The organism is Pseudomonas fluorescens (genome assembly GCF_001648775.1).
Classification (GTDB): Bacteria; Pseudomonadota; Gammaproteobacteria; order Pseudomonadales; family Pseudomonadaceae; genus Aquipseudomonas; species Aquipseudomonas fluorescens_M.
On record NZ_LVEJ01000023.1, the window covers coordinates 31,099 to 53,048 of the forward strand.

Annotated in this window: 16 protein-coding genes; all 16 read right to left on the reverse strand. The window is 61.1% G+C overall.

All coding sequences use genetic code 11. The features are described 5' to 3' along the window. Window positions 1-7: 7 nt before the first annotated feature. The 16 genes from A8O26_RS20285 to A8O26_RS20360 all read right to left on the reverse strand — a co-directional run bounded on the left by A8O26_RS20285 (window position 8) and on the right by A8O26_RS20360 (window position 21,857). Window positions 8-673, reverse strand: a complete 666-nt coding sequence (locus A8O26_RS20285) for an acetyltransferase (RefSeq protein ID WP_064119555.1) — start codon at window positions 671-673, stop codon at window positions 8-10. After that, the gene (locus tag A8O26_RS20290) at window positions 670-1,791 is read right to left on the reverse strand and encodes a DegT/DnrJ/EryC1/StrS family aminotransferase (RefSeq protein ID WP_064119556.1); all 1,122 of its coding nucleotides are present in this window, start codon (window positions 1,789-1,791) and stop codon (window positions 670-672) included. Before A8O26_RS20290 ends, A8O26_RS20285 begins: the two co-directional genes overlap by 4 nt. Then, window positions 1,788-3,014: a class I SAM-dependent methyltransferase gene (locus tag A8O26_RS20295; protein WP_064119557.1), complete on the reverse strand. Its 1,227-nt coding sequence runs from the start codon at window positions 3,012-3,014 to the stop codon at window positions 1,788-1,790. Before A8O26_RS20295 ends, A8O26_RS20290 begins: the two co-directional genes overlap by 4 nt. Continuing rightward, complete coding sequence (locus tag A8O26_RS20300) at window positions 3,011-3,571, reverse strand: dTDP-4-dehydrorhamnose 3,5-epimerase family protein (protein ID WP_064119558.1); 561 nt, start codon at window positions 3,569-3,571, stop codon at window positions 3,011-3,013. Before A8O26_RS20300 ends, A8O26_RS20295 begins: the two co-directional genes overlap by 4 nt. After that, a complete protein-coding gene (gene rfbG / locus A8O26_RS20305; protein WP_064119559.1) occupies window positions 3,568-4,650 on the reverse strand; it encodes a CDP-glucose 4,6-dehydratase in 1,083 nt (360 codons plus the stop codon). Before rfbG ends, A8O26_RS20300 begins: the two co-directional genes overlap by 4 nt. Continuing rightward, on the reverse strand, window positions 4,632-5,405 hold the full coding sequence (gene rfbF / locus A8O26_RS20310; RefSeq protein WP_064119560.1) for a glucose-1-phosphate cytidylyltransferase: 774 nt from the start codon (window positions 5,403-5,405) through the stop codon (window positions 4,632-4,634). Before rfbF ends, rfbG begins: the two co-directional genes overlap by 19 nt. Window positions 5,406-5,657: 252 nt before the next feature. Further along, window positions 5,658-7,661, reverse strand: a complete 2,004-nt coding sequence (locus tag A8O26_RS20315) for a calcium-binding protein (RefSeq protein WP_155740671.1) — start codon at window positions 7,659-7,661, stop codon at window positions 5,658-5,660. Between the two features lie 230 nt (window positions 7,662-7,891). Continuing rightward, window positions 7,892-11,485: a glycosyltransferase gene (locus tag A8O26_RS20320; protein WP_064119562.1), complete on the reverse strand. Its 3,594-nt coding sequence runs from the start codon at window positions 11,483-11,485 to the stop codon at window positions 7,892-7,894. A 109-nt stretch (window positions 11,486-11,594) separates the two neighbouring features. Further along, on the reverse strand, window positions 11,595-13,163 hold the full coding sequence (locus A8O26_RS20325; RefSeq protein WP_064119563.1) for a flagellar hook-associated protein 3: 1,569 nt from the start codon (window positions 13,161-13,163) through the stop codon (window positions 11,595-11,597). Window positions 13,164-13,176: 13 nt separating this feature from the next. After that, window positions 13,177-15,222 carry a flagellar hook-associated protein FlgK gene (gene flgK, locus A8O26_RS20330; RefSeq protein WP_064119564.1) on the reverse strand — a complete coding sequence of 682 codons (2,046 nt, stop codon included), beginning with the start codon at window positions 15,220-15,222 and terminating at the stop codon, window positions 13,177-13,179. 24 nt (window positions 15,223-15,246) lie between these two features. Then, complete coding sequence (flgJ, locus tag A8O26_RS20335; protein ID WP_064119565.1) at window positions 15,247-16,539, reverse strand: flagellar assembly peptidoglycan hydrolase FlgJ; 1,293 nt, start codon at window positions 16,537-16,539, stop codon at window positions 15,247-15,249. An 11-nt stretch (window positions 16,540-16,550) separates the two neighbouring features. Continuing rightward, a complete protein-coding gene (locus A8O26_RS20340) occupies window positions 16,551-17,639 on the reverse strand; it encodes a flagellar basal body P-ring protein FlgI (RefSeq protein ID WP_064119566.1) in 1,089 nt (362 codons plus the stop codon). 27 nt (window positions 17,640-17,666) lie between these two features. After that, window positions 17,667-18,362, reverse strand: a complete 696-nt coding sequence (flgH, locus tag A8O26_RS20345) for a flagellar basal body L-ring protein FlgH (protein WP_038363773.1) — start codon at window positions 18,360-18,362, stop codon at window positions 17,667-17,669. A gap of 52 nt (window positions 18,363-18,414) precedes the next feature. Next, window positions 18,415-19,200 (reverse strand): flagellar basal-body rod protein FlgG, encoded by a 786-nt coding sequence (flgG, locus tag A8O26_RS20350; protein ID WP_007920118.1) that lies wholly within the window; start codon window positions 19,198-19,200, stop codon window positions 18,415-18,417. 45 nt (window positions 19,201-19,245) lie between these two features. Continuing rightward, entirely contained in the window at window positions 19,246-19,986 is a 741-nt protein-coding gene (locus tag A8O26_RS20355) for a flagellar basal body rod protein FlgF (RefSeq protein WP_064119567.1), read from the reverse strand. 311 nt (window positions 19,987-20,297) lie between these two features. Continuing rightward, window positions 20,298-21,857 (reverse strand): sigma-54-dependent transcriptional regulator, encoded by a 1,560-nt coding sequence (locus A8O26_RS20360; protein WP_064119568.1) that lies wholly within the window; start codon window positions 21,855-21,857, stop codon window positions 20,298-20,300. Window positions 21,858-21,950 lie beyond the last annotated feature (93 nt).

Sequence of the window (21,950 nt, forward strand, 5' to 3'; positions counted from 1 at the left end):
AAACGGCTTACCTGAACACTCTGGCGTCCGGGTAAGGCACTGCGTTGGTCTTGATGATCCTGGCGGGATTGCCCGCCACGACCGAAAAATCCGGCACATCTTTGGTCACGACCGCACCGGCACCGATGGTCACCCAGCGGCCAATACGCAGGCGCGGCAGGATCGTGGCGTTGGTGCCGATAAAGGTCCCGTCACCGATTTCCACGCAGCCGGCGATACACACGCCCGGCGCCATGAACACCGAGTGGCCGATCTGCCCTTCATGCCCCACGACACTGCCGGCGCTGATGCTGGTGTTGTCGCCCAGGGTCACCTCGGCCTGCATCAGCACGCCTTCCTGCAGATAACTGCCCTGCCCCATCCGAATCATGCTCAGGTCGATACCCGGATGAACGAACTGGCCGAGGCGCGCACCGGCGTCCACCAGCTGACAGGTGGTTTCGTAGCGTAACCGGGTACTGCCGGTGATCAGATTGACGAAGCGCACGTCCTCGCCATTGAGTTCGCCGACTAGCTCGCAACCACCGAGCACCGGCACCCCGTAAAACAGCGTGCCGTGCTTGCGCGGATCGTTGTCGAGGAAGGCGAATTCGACGTTCGGCGTGCTGCGCTTGACGGCGTGCAGCATGCGCACCGCTTCCGGGTTGGCGGCCCCCAGCAGATACATCTTCACGATGCGTGCCTGTGAGCCAGCAGCTCCAGCACCACTTGCACCACACGCTGCTGATCGGCGTCGGTCATGTCGTGATAGCTCGGCAGGTTGAAGGCACGCTCGGGCAAGGCAAACGCCAGCGGCGTGTCGACCGCGTATTCGCTGAACATCGGCAGCGACGACAACGGCCAGAAAAACACCCGGGCGTCGATGTCGGCAGCCTGGAAGGCAGCAATCATTTGCTCGCGGTGGATGCCGGTGTCGGCATCGAACACCACGGTCGGCATCCAGTAGCCATTGCGCGCATGGCCCGGCTCGGGATTGAGCGATACACCCGGTACGCCTTCGAGCGCTCGCGCGTAGTGGGCAAAAATCGCCCGCTTGCGCTCGATCAACTCGTCGATTCGCTCGACCTGGGCGCAGCCGACGGCGGCCTGCAGGTTGCTCATCTTGTATTTGAAACCGACAAACTCCGGCCAGAACTGTTTGGTGCAACCCGCCACACGACCATGGTTGGACAGGGTCAGGACACGCTCATACAAGGCCTTGTCGGAAGTGACGAACATGCCGCCCTCACCGGTGGTCATAGTCTTGGTGCCATGAAACGAAAAAGCACCGAAAGCCCCCAGCGAGCCGGCCGCCTGGCCGCGCCATTGCGAGCCGATGGCTTCCGCCGCGTCTTCGATCACCGGGATGCCGAATTCGCGACCGATGGCGAGCAGTGCGTCCATGTCGCACAGGTTGCCGTACAAATGCACGGCGAGAATCGCCTTGGTGCGCGGGCTGATCGCCTTTCTGACTTGTTGCGGATCCAGGCACCAGCTATCCGCCAGAACATCGACAAATACCGGCGTGGCGCCCAGGTAAGTGATCGGTGCCGCCGACGCGATCCAGTTGGTGTTGGCCAGGATCACTTCATCGCCAGCACCCACGCCCAGGGCGGCCATGCCCATGTGCAGCGCACCGGTGCAGCTGGAGGTGGCGATGGCGTAGGTGGCGCCCAGATGCTCGGCAAAACCGTGCTCGAAACGTGTCAGGTATTCGTAGCAACGCGCGCCCCAGCCGTTCTGCACGGCGTCCAGGGCGTATTGCGCTTCGAGTTCGCCAACGCTGGGTTTGGTGTAATGAATTCTGCTCATTGAATGATCAACTCCGGAACGGCGACGACAAAGCGTGCGCCCCATGCCTTGGCCGCAGACAGTTGCTGCGTCACTTCGCTCAACAGGTTCCACGGCAACACCAGAATGTAGTCCGGCTGCTCCTGGGCAATCCGCGCAGGTGCAACAATCGGAATGCGGCTGCCCGGCAAGTACTTGCCCTGCTTGTGTGGGTTGGCATCGGCCACCCAGGCCAACAGATCCGCTTTGACCCCGGCATAGTTGAGCAAGGTGTTGCCCTTGGCCGCCGCGCCATAACCGACCACGCGTTTGCCGTCAGCCTTGGCCTGTAACAAAAAGCGCAGCAGCTCATGCTTGATGCGTTCAGCGGCGGGCGCGAGGGTCGTGTAGTACTCGGCGGTTTTCACCCCGGCATCGAGTTCGGCCTGCAACTGTTGCTGCACCGCTGGCTGCACCGGGCGACGCTCGCCGTCCTTGCGCTGCACGAACACCCGCAATGACCCGCCGTGGGTGCTCAACTGACTGACGTCGAACACTTCCAGGCCATTGCGTTCGCACAGGGCCTGCACGGCCGTCAGCGACAGGTAGGAATAATGTTCGTGATACAGCGTGTCGAACTGCGCGCCGGCCATCAGCGTCAGCAGTTGCGGGAATTCGAAGGTGGCCACACCGGTTGGCTTGAGCAACGTCGCGAAGCCACCGAGAAAATCATTGATATCCGGCACATGCGCGAGCACGTTGTTGGCGGCCATCAAATCAGCGCCCCAGCCTTCGCTTTGCAACTGCGCGGCGGTGTCGCGACCGAAGAACAACTCACGAATCTGCAGACCTTTCGCGCGCGCCGCTTGTGCGGTGCTGCGCGTCGGCTCGACGCCCAGACACGGAATACCGCGACCGGCCACGTACTGCAGCAGGTAACCGTCGTTGGCGGCGATTTCCACCACGCGGCTGTCGGCAGTCAGGCCAAAGCGCTCGACCATCTCGGCGACATAGCGCTCGGCATGGGCCAGCCAGGTGCTGGAGAACGAACTGAAGTAGGCGTACTCGGCATCGAACAAACTGTCGGCGCTGGTGTAATCCTCGGTCTGGACCAGCCAGCATTGCTGACACACAGCGACCTTCAATGGCACCCATTGCTCGGCCTGTTCCAGGCGCTCGGCATGCACGTAGGCGTTGGACGGTGGCGAGGTGCCGAGGTCGATCAGCGGCAGGCTCAGCGGTGCGGCGCACCCACGGCAGTTCATAGACGCACTCCAGCAAAGTGTTGATCGAGCGCGGGATGGCTGGAATCACGCGCTGACAAATTATTGACAGGCAACGGCCAGGCAATCGCCAGCCGTGGATCGTTCACCGACAGACCGCCCTCGTGCTCCGGCGTGTAATCGGCGCTGTGCAGGTAGAGCAATTCGGCGTCTTCGCTGAGCGTCTGGAAACCGTGGGCGAAACCGGCCGGGATCAACAGGCTGCGGCCATCACCGGCCTTCAGATGCTCGGCGTGCCAGTGCAGAAACGTCGCGGAGTCGGGACGCAGATCCACCGCCACGTCCCACACTTCACCGCGCAGGCAGGTGATCAGTTTGGCTTCCGGGGCGTTGGCATTCTGATAATGCAGACCGCGCACGCTGCCCTTTTCGCGGGTGCAGGAATGGTTGATCTGGCGGATATGAAATTCACGACCGAACGCACTCAGGCTGCCTTCGCAGAACAACCGGGCGAAGTGCCCGCGCTGATCTTCGAAGCGTTTGTGCTGGACGCTGAACAGGCCGGCCAGCGGCAACGCCTTCAGGGAAAACTCGCTCACAGCGCGCCTCGGTACAGGTTCAATTGGCCGAGGGTGACGTTACGCATGTCATCGCCGTTCTGCCATGCCAGATGCCAGTCGAGTGTCTGCGTCAGACATTCCTGCAAGGTCCAGCGCGGTTGCCAGCCGAGTACCTGGCGTGCGCGGCTGCTGTCCAGACGCAGCAGGCCGGCCTCGTGCAATTCGCTTTTTTCGATGCGCAGACCGCGCGCCTGCGGCCAGCGGCTGGCGAGCAATTCGACCACTTCGCCGACGCTGCACATGTCCGCTTCGCCCGGGCCGAAATTCCAGGCACCGGCGTACTCCGGGCCCTCTTCGTAGAGGCCGGCGGCCAGTTGCAGATAACCGGCCAGCGGTTCCAGCGCGTGCTGCCATGGGCGCACGGCTTGCGGATAGCGCAGGGTCACCGGCTCGTCGGCGGTCCAGGCTTTGAGTACGTCGGGAATCAGTCGCTCAGGGGCAAAATCGCCGCCGCCCAAGACGTTGCCGGCACGCGCGGTGGCCAGGGCCAGACCGTGTTCGGCGTACTTGTCGGCCGGGAAGAACGACGCGGCATACGACTGCGCGAGCAACTCACAGCAAGCCTTGCTGCTGCTGTAAGGATCGTGGCCGCCGAGCGCTTCGTCTTCGCGGTAGGGCCACAGCCATTCCTTGTTGGCGTAAACCTTGTCGGTGGTCACCAGCACGCAGGCGCGCACGCAACCGACCTGACGAATCGCTTCGAGCAGGTTCAACGTGCCCATGACGTTGCTGGAGTAAGTACCCAGCGGATCGCGATAGCCTTCGCGCACCAACGGCTGTGCAGCCAGATGCAGAACGATCTCAGGCTCGGTGTCGGCGATGATTTCCAGCAGCGCGCCGAGATCACGCAGATCACCGCGCTGATCATTGATGCCTTCGTGCACACGTGCCAGTTCGAACAGGCTCGGCTCGGTCGACGGATCCAGGGAAAAGCCGCTGACTTGCGCGCCGAGGCTTTGCAGCCACAGGGTCAGCCAACTGCCTTTGAAACCGGTGTGACCGGTGACGAGAACGCGTTTGCCGCGCCAGAAATCCGCACTCAGTCCCATTGCTTCCATGGGGCCTCCCCGCTCTGCCACAGGGCTTCCAGATGGTTCTTGTCGCGCAGGGTGTCCATGGGCTGCCAGAAACCTTCGTGCTGAAACGCCATCAACTCGCCGCGCGCGGCCAGGCCGTCCAGTGGGCCGGACTCCCACGACGTCGAATCGCCTTCGATCAGCGGCAGGACCTTGGGCGACAGCACGAAAAAGCCGCCGTTGATCCAGCCACCGTCGCCGCGTGGTTTCTCGGTGAAACCCAGCACCCGGTCGCCTTCGCGATCCAGCGCGCCGTAGCGGCCCGGCGGCTGTACGGCGGTGACGGTGGCCAGTTTGCCGTGGGTCAGGTGGAAATCGACCAACGCGCTGATGTTCAAATCGGAAACGCCGTCGCCATAGGTGAAGCAGAACGCTTCCTCATTTTTCAGATAGTGCGCGGCTCGCCCCAGGCGGCCACCGGTCATGGTCTCTTCACCGGTATCGATCAGCGTCACGCGCCATGGCTCGCTGTAATTCTGGTGAACGTCCATGCGGTTTTCACGCATGTCGAAGGTCACATCGGAGGTGTGCAGGAAATAGTTGGCGAAGAAGTCCTTGATCGCGTACCCCTTGTAGCCCAGGCAAATCACGAAGTCGTGAATCCCGTGGGCGGAGTACTGCTTCATGATGTGCCAGAGAATTGGCTTGCCGCCAATCTCGATCATCGGCTTGGGCTTGAGGTGCGACTCTTCACTGATGCGCGTGCCCAGACCACCCGCCAAAATAACTGCCTTCATCCTCTCCCCTCTCGTTCGTCACAGGGCTGCGCGTCGCTTTCTTGAGCGTTGCGGCCTTCTGGCTAAACCTTTCTGCCGTTTCGGGCGCGGGGGCAATGACCGCGAGCGCTCGTTTTATGGCGATTTGAGGGGGACTTGCAGGAAACGCGCCAGCTCGACGGGGCGACGCCAGATGTGTCATTCACCATGAACAAAAGGGATGAGTCCTTTGCGGACCCATCCCTTCGTATACGTCACAACAGGCTGAGGGGATCAGCCAAACAGGGCAAACGCATCGCCGCTTGCAGGCAAGTCGTAAACCTGGCCATCGGCGGTCTGGATGTGCTCGAGGGTATTGTTGCCGGCATACCAGCCCGCCAGCTTCACGCCGTTGTCCGGTACGCCGTTGCCGCCGTCATTGGCGCTGTGCAGATAGGCATCGCTGCCGACCCGGGTAACGTTCAACTGGCTGGCATTGGCAATCAGGTTCAGCACCAGCGTATCGTTGAGGCTGGCGCCAGTGTCGACGATGGTGACCAGACCCGAGGCATTCACCACGTAAGTGTCATCACCCTCGCCACCATCGGCAACACCACCGGATGCCTGCTGGCCAACCAGGTTGAGAATCAACCGGTCATCCCCCTCGCCACCGAACAACGAATAAGTACTGCCCTTGCCGGTCAGGACGTCGTTGCCGATGCCGCCGTCGGCGATACCATTGACCACGCTCAGGGTGTCATTGCCCTCCTCACCCAACGCCCGGGTACCCTGATCGTTTTCGGCGCTGACAATGACATCGTCGCCCGCCCCGCCATACAACTGATCGGCCTGCGCCTCATCGGCCACACCTTCGAGACTGAACGGCCCGATGTCGGATACCAGACCACCGTAGATGAAGTCGTTACCCGCACCGCCGACAATCAGGTCGCTGCCCCGTCCACCCTGCAGAGAGTTGTCCATCTCGTTACCGGTCAGGCTGTCGTTGAATTGACTGCCCATCACCCCTTCGATGCCGCTCAGGCGATCATCCTGTGCATCGCCTCCCAGGTTGATGCCGGTCTGCAGATTGACGTCGACGGCCGAGGCACTGGTGAGATACCACACGCTATCAATGCCATCGCCGCCATCGATTGCATCACCGCCACCACCACCGATGAACGTTTCATCGCTGGCAGAACCAATGAAGCTATCAGAGTACTGGCTGCCCTCGATCAGTTCGATCCCGGAATATTCAGGAACCGGATTCAAAGGCTGGCAGGCTGCACCGCTCAGGTCGATCGTCATCGGCATGAAGGCGTATTTGAAACTGAGCAGGTCCTGTCCCTGTCCGCCCTCCAGACCGAAAAACCAAGGCATGCCGCTCGCGTAAAAGGTATCGCCGAAATCACTGCCACGAATGATCTCGATGTTCTGGAAGGTGTCACCGTCAGCGATCCCGGAGAATTCGCCGGTTGCCCAGTTCAATGTCATGGCGACCGTGCTGTCGCCGTAGCTGAGCACATCAATACCGTCGCCACCGTCGAAAGAATCGCCGCGAGCACCGCCAAACAGCACGTCGTTGCCACTGCCGCCGACGATAGTGTTCCAGGTGTCGTTGCCGTAGCCGGTGAAGTCGCCAGTCCCGGTATACGTCAGGTTTTCAACGAACCGGTCCAGGTGCATCACCGACAGATTAGTGAACACCTGATCGGTGCCGCCCCTGTAATCCTCGATTTCTTCAATGACCACACCGGTGCTGTCGATGGTGTAGACGTCGTCACCCATGCCGCCGGCAAACGTCACACCGCCAATGCTCGCGGTAAAGTGATCGGCATTGTGGGTGCCGATGACTTTTTCGACATTGCGCAACGTGTCGCCCACTGCGTTGACACCATCACCGATCGCGATGCTCACCGCACCCGCGGTCTGCAGATAGCTCACTGTGTCCCAGCCATCGGAACCGTCAATGATCATCGACCCTTCGGAGCGATAAATCAGATCATCGAATTTTGAACCTTCAATGGCTTCGATACCGGTAAAGGTGTCCCCGTAGGCACTGGTCAACCCGTCAACGTTGCTCCAGTCCGAGACTCTCACGCCCTCGAGGCTGTCACTGTAGCTGACGGTATCGAAACCCTCGCCGCCCACGAAATGATCCGCGCCGTCGGTGCCCCGCATCCAGTCGTCGCCGGCGCCACCGATGATCTCGTTGTCAGTGCCACTGCCCTCCAGCATTAACCCGGCGCCATCGGTCCCCCTCCGGCAATCCACGTCACTCGCTCCATTCACTGCTGACATTTGCTATTTCCTTGCATTGTTGTTGAACCGGTACCGGCGCGTCAGGCGATCACCCGTCATCGCAGCGAACACCAAAGACTTGCGAATATGTTGATATCGACAGCAAATGATCGAAGCTTGAGGTCCTGCAAAAAATTGTATCGAGATTGATGCAATACGATTTTCGCAGGCAAAAAAACAGGCGACTCGAAAGTCGCCTGTTTTTTTTGGGGAGGTGCTGCGCGAAGCGGTCAGTCCGCCAGCCAGCCATTTTCCCAGTAGCGCAGGTTATCGCCACGCAGCACGTAATCGCGCAGCACCACCTCACGCAACTCGTCGCCCATGCGGTAGCTGGCATCAGGATCGGCCAGGTGCATGCGAATCGCCTGCAACCACTCATCGGTGGTGTTGGTCTTGACCCGCGTACACGGCAGGTAGCCGCGATAGGCTTCGGTGTCAGTGCAGATCACCGGGTAGCCGCAAGCGCCATACTCGAGCAGCCGCAGGTTGCTCTTGCAGTCATTGAAGATGTGGAACTCCAGCGGTGCGAGGGCCAGATCGAGGTTGAGGCTGGCCAGTTTCGCCGGATACACGTCGAGCGGGATCACACCGTGGAACTCATGCATGTACGGACGCAAGTCATCCGGGCACATGCCGAAAAACACCCAGTCGACTTCATTGGCCAGTTCGCGAACCACCTCGGCGATCACCGCCAGGTCGCCGTGGTGGCTGGTGCCACCGCCCCAACCGACCCGTGGTTTCTTCGACGTGCGCCGCTGGCTGCGCAGGTGGCTCCAGAGGTTTTTCGCGAGCATGTTCGGCACCACACGAATGTCGTGGTGCATGTCCGACAACGCATTGGCCAAGGGTTGAGTCGACACGACCACCCGATCACAGAGGCCGATCGCTCGACGCACCATGCGTTCCATGTCCTGCTTGCTCGGCATGTTGCGGATGTGGGCATTGCGATGAGGAACGTCGATGACATAGTCATCCAGTTCAAAAATACGCCGGGCGCTGAAGTACTTCTTCAGCGGCGGAATTTCATCGATGGCGTGCTCCGAGTAGCGGCCCTGCAGCACGATCACGTCGGGGGCCTGACGCTCGATTTCGACGATCGACGGCAAGCCGTAGCAGATGCGCCCCTCGACCCGGTTGGCCGCCTCCAGTTCGATCATCGGCTGGCTCATGCGGTAATGGCCGATGGCAGAAGCGTTGATCGGCACCACCAGCACGTTGGGCAGACTCGACCTGGAAAACGCATTCCAGCCGCTCAGCAGGCCCGGTTCGAGGCTAAAGTTGCTGGCCCCGATACCTTGCAGCGCAAGGTTGACGTTGTAGGCCGGATCGCGCGCAATCTGCGGCAGCCAGCGCTGGTAAAACGCATCCTGCTCGCGCTCGTGCTGTTGCTGCTCTTCGCTCGTTGCCACGGCGACCGGGCGCGTGCCCACCGCCAGCCGGGCATGCGGATTCCACACCACCAGATACCCCTCGCGACCGACCCGCAGGCACAGATCGACGACGTTGTACGCGACCTTCAAGTGCTGCTCGTCGAGCCCCGCGACCTCCTCGAAGACCGACTTGCGAACCATCAGGCAGTCACCGCCGACAGCGCTCAGATCCTGCACCGCCTGCAGCCGGAACATATAGCCCTCCGATTGCATCGGTTGACCAAAGAACGGCAACCCGGCCGGCCCCTGCAAACCGAGAATCAGGCCGGCATGCAACACCCCGCCGTCCGGGTCGTACAACTTGGCGCCGACCACCCCGACTTCGGGGCGCTGCGCATGATTGAGCAATTCGTCGAGCCAGTCGGCTTGCGTGATCACCGCAAAGGCATTGAGCAGCAAGACGTATTCGCCACGCGCCTGACTCACGGCAAAGTTGTGAATGGCGGCGGGATTGTGCTTTTGCGGGTAGCGCAACACACGAATCAGGTCACTGCCCAACTGTTCCATGCCGTCGAGCCAGGTCCGTGCCTCGGCGCTTTCGCTGCCACTGTCGACCAAGAGAATTTCGTACTCGGTGTAAGCGGTCTTTTCCAGCAGCGTTTCGACACACCGCTGCAAGGCTGCCGTCTGATCCTGAGCGACGATGATCACCGACACCAACGGGCGTCGGGCATGGCGATAGTCGACCCGATTGAGCAGCTCACTGCCCTCGCGTCGCGTCTCGTAGGCAATCCCCAAGCGCTGCAGATGCGCATCGAGCACCCGCGGATTCTGTGCCAGAACACCCGGGTCGGTGAGCCATTGGGACAGATCGAATTTCGATTCAAGCAACACTTCGGCGATGTGCCCGATCACTTGAGTGCCATCGCTCTCGACCATGCGCCAGAGCAGGTCGTGAGGCGCCAGTTGTGCAAAGTCAGGCGTCAGGCCGCCCAGTGCCAGCGCCCGCTCGCGCTTGAACGCCAGCGCCCGCCCGACGTAGGGATAGCTGCGCATGAGGTCGAGGTTGAAATCCGGCTTGAACGCAGGCTCTGCCGACTCACCACTGCGCAGACTGCCTTCGTCGCTGTACAGGCAAGTGAACGACCGCGAATGCGCGATACGGTCCGCCATGATCAGCAACGCCGTGGCCACCGGCCGATCACCGGGTTGCAGCAGGTAGAACCAGTCGGCGCCGTCCAGTTGCGGCAGCAAGGTGTTGAGCTGCGCAAGGCCGTCGTCTTGCAGCGGTAGGCGAAACACGCGTCCATCCAGCTCCGCTTCGGCACAGGAGGTGGACAGGACCAGCACCAGTTCCGCCGGGTAATCCTGATTGGCGAGGGCCTCCAGCGTGCGCTCGACACCATCGCGACTGCCTTTGCCATCGATGATGATCGGCACGATCCGCGGCTGGTGCGACCAACTGGCGATGGTTTCCGGCAGCAACTTGCGCTGGCCTTCGGTCAGCACCCGGCACTCCAGCCATTGCGCGTAGAGTTCGCCGAAACTCAGGCTGTCGACGCCGACGCCACACTCCTGACGGCTCTGCCGGGAACCGAGGGTACGGCTCAGCGGCAGCTCTTCCCAAACCCTTGGCGACTCATCCGCCTTTACCAACGGGATATAGCGTACCCAGCCTGGCGCAGGCGCCGACTCACCGCTGCGGACTTTGAGCATTTGCGAAAGCCATTCGCGCTCGACGGCCATCGCGTCCTTCATCGGTTGCTGCGCACTCAGCCGCTCCGGATAAAGACGCTCGGCGCTCAGCACGTTGTTGGACACCGCCAGGTTGCCGCGTCGCAGCAGGCAGACATACAAGGCGAAATCCAGGCTCGCGACGAAGCCGCCGCCCTCCTCGGTCAATGCCGGGAGCAGCTCGGCGACGTCCGCGCGGCGAAACAACGCGTTGCTGAAACCGCCGAGAACGTTGACCGGGAATTTTTCAAAGATCGCCAGTAAATCGTCGCCCTTGAACAGGCCACTGACCGGCGACAGCGAGGTGTTTTCCAGACGCGCAGGCAGGATGATGTCGTTCGCGTCCCAGAGCAGTCGCTGCGCCAGCACCAGGCTGACTTCTGCACGACGCATCTCGTGCGCCTGCTGCTCGATACAGGCGGAATAGAGCAAATCATCGTCACACAGAAACTTGATGAACTCGCCCTGCGCCTGATCCAGGCAGGCTTTCAGATTGCCGACCAGGCCCAACGTGCGCGGGTTACGCACATAGCGCACGGCAACGCCGGTTTGCGCGCTGACATTCGAGACAGTGTTTTCGATCTCGACGCCACGACTGTCATCGCAAACGATGATCTCCAGATGGCCATAGCCCTGGCCGACAGCGCTACGCAAGGCTCGCTCGAAAAAGCGTGGATTGAAGGCGGGAATGACAAGGCTAACGAGAGGGAGTGAATTCACGGCGGGCTCACAGGCGGTACGAGCCCGCTCGGTAAAGCGAGCCCTGGAAACCGCTAAAAAACATTACTTGAAGGATGGAGCAAACGGGCGCTCACGCGCCCGTTAACCGTCAGATCTTGTTGAACAGACCCAACTGGCTGATCTTGCTGAACGCCAACTGCGCGGCTTGCAACATGGTCTGCTGCAGGGTCAGGCGGGTCATGACTTCTGCCGGATCGGAATCGCGGATCGAACCTTGCGTCGTGGTGTTCGCGGTGCTCAGGCTCAGGTTAGTCGCGGTTTGCATTTCCAGCGCTTGGCCACGGGCACCAATGGTGGTGACAGAAGCGCCAATCTGGTTGGTAGCAGCGTCGATGTTGCCGAGACCCGACTCCATGACACCCTGAAACTTCTGCTTGGCAACATCATCACCGTCGATCGGCGTATTCAATGCCGTAATCATCTGGCCCAGCGTGTCGAGCACGTTCTGGGTCTGGTGATTGTTCGGCTGAATCGAGAACTGATCGCCAGCGGCCGGCGTGTTGCCCAGCGCGAAAGTCACGCCCGCAGCGGTCGCGTTGCCGCCAGCCACGGTGCCGGACGACACGGGTTTGCTGTCCGCAGTGACTGGCGCCGCATACAGATCGAACGCCGTGGCGCTGGTGAACTTGAGCACCGCGCCGCCTTGCGGGAAGGCGTTTGTATAGGCCGACTGGTCGGTGATGGTCGAACCGGTAATCACCGCAGTAGACGGGTTACCCGGGCTGCGCGCGGTGGTGAACGAGTCAGGCTGGGTCGACAGCTGGAAGCTGTGCCCGGCAATGACCGCGTCCGGGTTGGTGTCCCCGGCTTTCAGGTTGATGTTCAGCTTCAGGTCGACGCCACGGAAACTGACTGACTGGTTGGTGCCGGTGGTGTTGACGATCGCGCCGTTCTGGCTGGCTTCAGCCGTCACGTCGTTACCCAGCGCATCGGTGATTTGCAGTTGGGTGCTGCTGACGAAGCTGACGGTGTACGGCTGACCACCGGAGAACTTGGAGTTGTAGGTGGCAACATTGCCAACGGTACCGCTGGACAGCACGACACGGCCGTCATCCACTGCAGGAGCCGTCATGTTGGTGCTGGTGCGACCGGTGTTGATGGTCTGCTGAAAGGCATCCCAACCGGTGGTGTTGGTGCCGACCGTCATACCGTCGCCGATGCCCAGGTTGATCGTGGTCTGGTCACCGTTGTAGGTGTAAGTGCCGTCGGCATTCTGCGAGTACGGCGCGGTATCGGTCTTCGAACCGGAGAACATGTAGTTGCCGTTGGCATCCTTGGAGTTCATCAGGCCCAGCACTTGTTGCTGGATCTGACTCAGTTCCGAAGCGTAAGCCTGGCGATCCTTGTCGGTGCGCGTGCCGGTGTTGGCGGCCAGGGCGAGTTCCTTGGCACGCGCCAGTGCGGTGGTGATGGAATCCAGCGTGGACTCCTGCACATTCAACGAATTTGTGGTGGTGTCGACGTTGGTCTTGTACTGATCCAGCATCGCGGCCTGCTGGCCCAGTTGCAGCAAACGACCGGCGCCGATCGGATCATCGGACGCATTGGTGATGCGCTGCAGGCTGCTCGCCTCGCTGGCGGTGGCGACCGCCTTGTTGAAGTTACGCTGATAGTCCGACGCTTGCGTGCCGTAATACTGGGCGGTGGAAATGCGCATGAATTACGACTCCTTAAAGGCTGTTGATCAGCGTGGCGAAAGTTTCCTGCGCAGCTTTGATGATCTGCGAAGACGCTGTGTAGTACTGCTGATATTTGACCAGGTTACCGGTTTCCTCATCCAGGTTGACCCCGGACAGCGAATCGCGCGCGCCTTTGGCGTTATCCAGGATCGCCGAAGTCGCGGCGCTGTCGGACTTGCCTTGGGCGGTCTTGGTACCGACGTTGGTCACCAGCTTGTTGTAGGCGTCAGTCAGGCTGATACCTTTGCTGGCCGAACCGGTGTCGACGGTTTGCGCGGTTTGCAGGGCGACCAGCGATTGCGCGTTGCGGTTGTCCGAAGACGCCGCACCGGTCAGGTTCATGGTGAAGGTTTCGCCTGGCTTCGGCGTGCCGCCAATGGTGGTCTGCACGGAGAAGGTTTTCTGTACGTTCGGCGTAACGCTGGTGTCCAGCACCGGGTTGCCGCTGGCATCGACGATGCCGACCTTCAGGTCCAGCGTGTTCGATTGACCGGGAACGACTGTGCCGCTGCTGATCACGCCGCCCTTGGCATCCACAAAGGAGTAAGACTGGCTGCCGCCGCTGACCGCACCAAACACCAGTTTGACCGGCGTCGAGTTCTTCAGCGCCGCCTGCATGTCAGCCTGGGCCGTCGGGTTGTAGATATCGATCTTGCTGCTGAGTGTCGGCTGAGTGTAAGTGCCCAGACCGGCAGCGCTGGCGACACCGGTCAACGGACCGGCCGCAGCGATTTTCTTCGGATCGGTGAGTACCGTCTGAATGCTCGCCGCCGCATTGCGGGTCGGGGTGATTTTGAAGCTGTCACCGGCGCTCAACGCACCACCCTTCAGCGCAAGGGTGAAGCCGTCGATCACTGGCGGCGGATTGGTGGTGGTGCTGAAGGCGCCCAGGTCGGTGCCGTCGGAACGCTTGACGGTGTAGTCAGTGGCGCTGGTGAACGTCACTTGATAATCGCTGGTGGTCAGCTTGCCGGTGTCCTTGATGGTGACATCGAGGTTACCCGAACCGGTGCTGTTGCCCGACTGCGCGATGCTGCGCGAGCTGATCAGCGCGGCACTGTTGATGTTGTTGAAAATCGCCGCGCCGAAGTCACCGTTTTTGTCGATGCCCTGCGCTTGCTGGCTGTTGACCTGATCAGCGATCACCAGCGCCACTCGGCCCAGCTCGTTGAGTGACGGGTCAAGGACCTCTTTGCGATAGGTCAGCAGGCCGCCGATTTCACCGCCGGTCATCGCCGAGGTGATGTCGATGGTGCTCGAACCGCGATCCATCTGGATGGCCATGCGCGACGGATCGTCTTTGCTCGCGACCATGCTCAGTGTGTTGGTGGTGTTGCCGATTACCAGCGGCTGACCGCTGCCGATGTAGACGTCGAAACTGGTGCCACGCTCGACGACCTGCGCGCCGGTCAGTTCGGACAGCTGGCGTACGGCTTCGTTACGGCTGTCGAGCAGATCGTTTGGCGCACCGCCACTGGTGGAGATTTCGCCGATCTTCTGGTTCAAATTGGCAATCGAGGTGGCCAGCTTGTTCACCTGGGACGTCATGTCGCCCAGGCTGCCGTTGATCGTGGTGTTCTGGTCGTTGAGCTGTTTGGCGATGGTGTTGAAACGACTGGTCAGCGCCTGTGCGCCGGTCAGCACCGATTGACGGGAGGTGTCATCGGTCGCCGAGGTCGAAACGCCCTGCATGGTGGTGAAGAATTTCTGCAGCACGCCGGTCAGGCCGGTGTTGGTGTCCGACAGCATGGAGTCCAGCGGCGTGGCCTGCGCCAGGTAAGCAGCCGATTCGCTGTCGAGCGAAGTAGCGGTGTGCAGCTGGCTTTCCAGGTACGAGTTGTACACCCGGCGCACGTCAGCCAGGGTGGTGCCCGTACCGATGAAAACGGTACCGAATTGCTGCGAGGATTTGGTGCCCTGCACGGTTTGCTGGCGCGAATAACCGGCGGTGTCGACGTTGGCAATGTTGTTGCCTGTCGTAGCCAAAGAGGACTGACTGGCCGACAGTCCCGACATCCCGATATTGAGCAAACTCATGGTTCAGACCTTATACCTTGTGCCTTATAAAGGCGTGGTGGATACACCCGCCGCAGCGTAGTTTTGGAAACTGTTCATCTGCTTGGCTATCTGCGAAATCTTTGTCGCGTAGTTCGGGTCGGTGGCGTAACCGGCCTTTTGCAACTCGCGTACAAACTGTTCTGGGTTATCGGCAGACTTCACGACATCTTGATAGCGATTATTGGTCTGCAGCAAAGTCACCAGATCGTGGAAGCTGTCCTTGTACGAGGCATAGGAACGGAACTCGGCCGTCTCCTTGACCATTGCGCCATCGCGGAACTCACTGGTGATCGCCCGGGCCGAATCGCCCTTCCAGTTGCTGCTCGCCTTGATGCCGAACAGGTTGTGGCTGCTACTACCATCCTGGGCGCGCATGACCGATTTGCCCCAACCGGTTTCCAGCGCAGCCTGTGCCACCAGATAACGCGGATCGACGCCGATGCGGTCGGCCGCTTCCTTGGCCATCGGCAGCATGGTGTTGACGAATTCGTCGGCGGAGCTGAACGCTTTTTTCGCTGGCGCCAACGGAATCTGCGCCATCGCACGACCATAAATCTGCATCTGCCCGCCGGAGGTTTTTTCGTTCTCGGCACGGGCCAGCCAATCGCCGTTGTACAGCGGGCCGGCACCGGTGGTGGCGGCTGTCGTGGCGCGTTGCGGCAATGGATTAGCGGCCGCCGGCGTCGCCGAAGGCACCAGACCTGCGAGCAAACGATCGGCCAGTTTCGGCGGCAAGGCCAGTCGACGCTGGTTGATCAGCGCCATGTCGTTGCGGTGGGAAATATCGGTGTTCGGTGCATTCACCGAACGCGAGGCCCACAGCGGACGCTCACCATTGAGTCGCGACAACGGGCCATTGGTGGCGACGGTGCCGGCGGCAATCGGCGTCACCACGGCAGCGGCCTTGGCCTTGGCTTCTTCCTGCTTGGCGGCGGAGGCGGCCGCAGCCTCGCCCGGCGCCATCGGTTTGTTCTTCGACATCTGCCGCATCAGCACGTCGGCGAGGCCAATACCACCACCCTCACGGGACATGGAAACGGCCAATTGCTGATCGTACATTTCCTGATACTGCTTGGCCGCCGGCGTGTTGAGCGGGTTGTCCTGCCCCAGCGTTTCGGTGGCCGAGCGCATCGACTTGAGCATTTCGCCGAGGAACAGCGATTCGAATTCCTGCGCCACTTTGCGCATGTTCGCATCGCTGTTCTTGTCACCGACCTTGAGCTGGTTCAGGCGATTGAGGTCCGAGTAAGAACCCGAATCGCTGCTGTTGACCAGACCGCTCTTGCGCATATCCATGGTGGTCGGCCTCAGATCACGATCAGGTCGGCTTGCAACGCGCCGGCCTGCTTCAGAGCTTCAAGGATGGCCATCAAGTCACCCGGTGCCGCGCCGACCTGGTTCACCGCCCGCACGATCTCGTCGAGGGTGGTGCCCGGGCCGAATTTGAACATCGGCTTGGCTTCCTGCTCGGCGTTCACCCGCGAGCGCGGCACGACTGCCGTCTGGCCGTTGGACAACGGGCCCGGCTGGCTGACAATCGGGTCTTCGGTGATGGTCACGGTCAGGCTGCCGTGGGTCACGGCGGCTGGCGACACTTTCACGTTCTGGCCGATGACGATGGTGCCGGTACGCGAGTTGATGATGACTTTCGCCACCGCCTGACCCGGATCGACTTCGAGGTTTTCCAGGATCGACAAGTAGTCGACGCGCTGGCTCGGATCGAGCGGCGCGGTGACGCGGATCGAACCACCGTCGATGGCCTGCGCGACACCAGGGCCGAGCATGTCGTTGATCTTGTCGACGATACGTTTGGCGGTGGTGAAGTCGGAACGGTTGAGGTTCAGCGTCAGGCTATTGCCCTGGTTGAAACCGCTCGGCACCGAACGCTCCACCGAAGCACCGCCCGGAATGCGACCGGCCGACGGAACGTTGACGGTGATCTTCGAACCGTCGCGACCTTCAGCATCGAAACCGCCGACCACGAGGTTGCCCTGAGCGACCGCGTAGACGTTGCCGTCGATACCCTTGAGCGGGGTCAGCAACAGGGTGCCGCCACGCAGGCTCTTGGAGTTACCGATCGAGGACACCGTGATATCGACCTGCTGACCCGGCTTGGCGAACGCCGGCAAGTCGGCACTGATCGACACCGCCGCGACGTTCTTCAACTGCACGTTGCCCGATCCCGGCGGCACCTTGATGCCGAACTGCGAGAGCATGTTGTTGAAGGTCTGCAGGGTGAACGGGGTTTGCGTCGTCTGGTCACCGGTGCCGTTAAGCCCGACCACCAGGCCGTAACCGATCAACTGGTTGGAACGCACGCCAGAGATACTGGCGATGTCTTTCAACCGTTCGGCTTGTGCATTGAAGGCCGCCGACATCAACAGCGCGGCCACCATAAGGCTTTTCAGATTCAACGTAGCCACCTAGAAAGGGAACAGCGGGCTGAGGAAGAAACGGTCGAACCAGCCTGGCTGACTCGTATCGGCAAACGCGCCGGTACCCGAGTAGGTGATGCGCGCATCGGCGACCCGAGTCGACGACACAGTGTTGTCCGTGGCGATGTCATCGGCGCGCACCAGGCCGGCAATGCGCACCAGTTCGTCACCGGTATTGAGCGTCAGCCACTTCTCGCCGCGCACGGCGATGATGCCGTTGGGCAGCACGTCAGCGACGGTCACGGTGATCGAGCCGGTCAGGCTGTTGCTCTGCCCCGACTTGGCGTCACCTTTGGTCGAGCGGTCGGCGCTGTAGCCGGCGTTCAGGCTCAGGTCGTTGCCCCCGATCGGATTGTTGGTGGTCAGACTGGAGCCGAACAACGAGGTCAGACCGACCTTGTTATCGCTGTTCTTGTCCATCTGCGAGTTGGCGTTCTTGCTCGCCTGCGTGCGCTCGTTCAGGGTGATGGTGATGATGTCACCGACCCGGAACGCCTTGCGGTCGCTGTACAGGTTCTGCTCGAAACCGGCCTGATAGATCGAGCCATTGTTGGCCGCAGCCGGCAACGGCGTGCGCGGCAACACCGGGGCGTAGTAAGGGTCATTGGGCTTGGGCGTCGGGGCGACGCAGCCCGCGAGCGAGACGACCCCACTCAATGCCAGAACAGATACAAAGCGATTCATGACCCTACCTCACGGTGTTGCAGGCGACCTCATGGCCGCCTCATAGACTTGATTACAGATTCTGCGTTACGAACGAGAGCATCTGGTCGGCGGTGGAGATCACCTTGGAGTTCATCTCGTAAGCGCGCTGAGTGGTGATCATGTTGACCATCTCTTCCACGGTGCTGACGTTGGAGGTTTCCAGGGTGTTCTGCAGGGTGGTACCGAAACCGGCCAGACCTGGAGTGCCGACTTGCGGCGCGCCGGAAGCGGCAGTTTCCAGGAACAGGTTGTTACCCACTGCCTGCAGACCGGCCGGGTTGATGAAGTCGGCGGTTTGCAGGTTGCCGATCACCTGCGACGCGGCGTTGCCGGCGACGGTGATGGACACGGTGCCGTCACGGCCGACGGTGAAGGTCTGGGCATCGTTCGGAATGACGATGGCCGGCTCCAGAGCGAAACCGCTGGCGTTAACGATCTGGCCATTGGAATCGAGGTGGAAGGTACCGTCACGGGTGTAGGACGTGGTGCCGTCCGGCTGCAGAATCTGGAAGAAACCGCGACCGTCGATGGCCATGTCCAGCGGCTGCTCGGTGGTTTGCAGGCTGCCGGCGGTGAAGTTTTTCTGCGTGCCGACGATGCGCACACCGGTACCCAGTTGCAGACCCGACGGCAGTTCGCTGTCCTGGGTCGATTGGGCGCCTGGCTGGCGTTTGATCTGATACAGCAGGTCCTGGAACTCGGCGCGGTCACGTTTGAAACCCGTGGTCGACACGTTCGCCAGGTTGTTGGAAATGGTGGTCAGGTTGGTGTCCTGGGCGGACAGACCGGTTTTGGCAACCCATAGAGCCGGAAGCATTCGATTCTCCTCGTGCGCCTGTTTTACGGCGCGACGTTCTGATAATTAGCTGATCTGCAAGACCCGAGCCATGGCCTGGTCGTCGTCTTTGGCGGTGTTCATCATCTTGACGTGCAACTCGAACTGCTTGGCCAGCGCCAGCACCGAGGTCATCTCTTCGACGGCGTTGACGTTGCTCGACTCAAGGAAGCCCGACACCAGTTTGACGTTGGCATCGGCCGGCGCCGGTTGGCCGTCCTTGGTGTAAATCGAGCCATCGAGACCCTTGTTCATGTTCTTGATGTCCGGGTTGACCAGCTTGATGCGGTCGACTTCGGCCATGACGCGCGGGCCTTCACCCATCGCGCGAATACTGATGGTGCCGTCTTCACCGACTTCGATCTGCTGCTCGGGCGGCACGGCGATCGGACCGCCATTGCCCATGACCGGCATGCCGTTGCCGGCCCGCAGCACGCCGAGGGCGTCGACGTTGAGGCTACCGGTGCGCACGTAGCTTTCGCCGCCATTAGGGTTTTGCACGGCGATGAAACCGTTGCCGGTCACCGCAACGTCGAGGTCACGACCGGTCTGCACCAGCGAGCCCGGGGTGAAATCCGTGGCTGGCCGTTCGCTCATGGCAAACGCACGCGCCGGAAAGCTGTCACCGAACACCGGCATCGAACGCGCCTGCTCCAGGTCGCGCTGAAAACCGTTGGTGGAGATGTTCGCGAGGTTGTTGGCATGCGCCTTTTGCGCCAGTGCATTCTGGCTGGCGCCGGTCATTGCCACATAAAGGTACTTGTCCACACTCTTTCCTCTGCATGCCGGACGTTTGCCGCCCACTGCTGTACTGCTGAGCCATAAGCAATTTGCAGACCAACTTTTTTCTGGCGGGCAAAGACCCGGTAAACAAAGGACTTGAGGGATGGCGAGGGGAAATTTGAAATGTATCGAAGTCGAAAAACCGGCGGTGTTATGCCGGTAGGTGGCAATGTCTGGCGCTGGTGTTGCCTGGACTATCGCTTTCGCGAGCAGGCTCGCTCCCACAGGGGTATGCATTTCAAATGTGGGAGCGAGCCTGCTCGCGAAGAGGCCATCACTACCCACACATGTTTGGGTTACGACTCGGTTTTACCGACTTCATATTCACGCAATTTATTGGCAATCGTGGTGTGCGAAACCCCCAACCGCTTGCCCAATTGCCGACTGCTCGGATGCTCGGAATACAGCCGCTCCAGCACCGCTTTCTCAAAGCGCCCGACGATCTCGTCCAATCCACCTTCCAGCGAGAAATCGCCAAGCGGCTGACGCACGCCATAATCCGGCAAACGAATATGCTCGGCTTTCACCGTGCCGCCATCGCACAGCGAAACCGCCTGGAACAGCACGTTCTCCAGTTGTCGCACGTTGCCAGGCCAGTGGTAATGGCTGAGTCGGTCCATCGCCGCCGGCGCCAGTTTCGGCAGCGGGCAACCGATCTGCCGACTGGCCTGATCGAGGAAGTGCTCGACCAGCGGCGTCAATCCATCAAGGCATTCGCGCAGCGGCGGAATGTGCAACGAAAGCACATTCAAGCGGTGATACAGGTCCTGGCGAAACTCACCGCGTGCGCACAACTCCGACAAGTCGACCTGCGTCGCGCAGATCACCCGCACATCCAGATAAACCTCTTCATCACTGCCGACCCGACGGAAGCAGCCGTCCTGTAAAAAGCGCAGCAGCTTCACTTGAAGGCGCGGGCTCATCTCGCCGACACCGTCAAGAAACAGCGTGCCACCCGCGGTCAATTCCAGCAGTCCGAGTTTGCCTTCGGCGCGAGCACCTTCGAAGGCTCCCGGGCCGTAGCCGAACAGCTCGGTCTCGGCCATCGACTCCGGCAGTCCGGCGCAGTTGAGCGCCATCAACGGCGACTGCCCGCGCGGACTGGCGAGGTGACAGGCGCGCGCGAGCAACTCCTTGCCGGTGCCGGTTTCGCCCTCAATCAATAGCGGCGCATCCAGCGGCGCCATACGCCGTGCTTCACGCACCACGGCGGCCATTACTTTCGAGCTCTGGAAGATGCTGTCGAAGCCGCGCAGCTCCTGTTTGCGCACGTTATAGATGCGCTCGCCAACACGGTCTGCGCGATGCAGCGTCAGCACCGCACCAGCCATCGCTTCGCTGTCGTCGTGCTCCGATTGCAGCGGCGCGATGTCAGCCAGAAAGACGTCGCCCTTGACCTTGACCCGCATGCCGTTGATTCGCGATTTGTTGGCGCGCACCAGTTCCGGCAAGTCGAAATCCTCGGCGTAGCGCGACAGCGGAATGCCCGGCACTTCATCGACCCGCACGCCGAGCAACTGCGCCGCCGCCCGGTTCGCCGCAACGATCGAGCCGCCCATGTCGATCGACAGCACCGGAAACTCCAGTGCGCCGAGCAGCGCATTCAACTCCATGTGCCGACGCTCGCTCGGCATCAGCCCTACCCGTTTGACGCCGAACACCCCGGCAATCGCCTCGAACTTTGGGCGCAACGCCTGGAACTGAATGTTGATCAGGTTCGGACAGTGCAGATAGATCGCGTTGCCATGCTCACCGCCAACCTCACCGCGCGCGACGTTGATGCCGTACGCCACCAGCAGGTTGAGAATGTCGCGCAGGATGCCGATGCGGTTCTGGCAGTGGACTTTGATGCGCATATATAAGGCCCGACAAGATTGGGAGTTGAATACCGACCCTGTGGGAGCGAGCTTGCTCGCGAAGGCGTCAGCACATCCAGCATTGATGTGTCA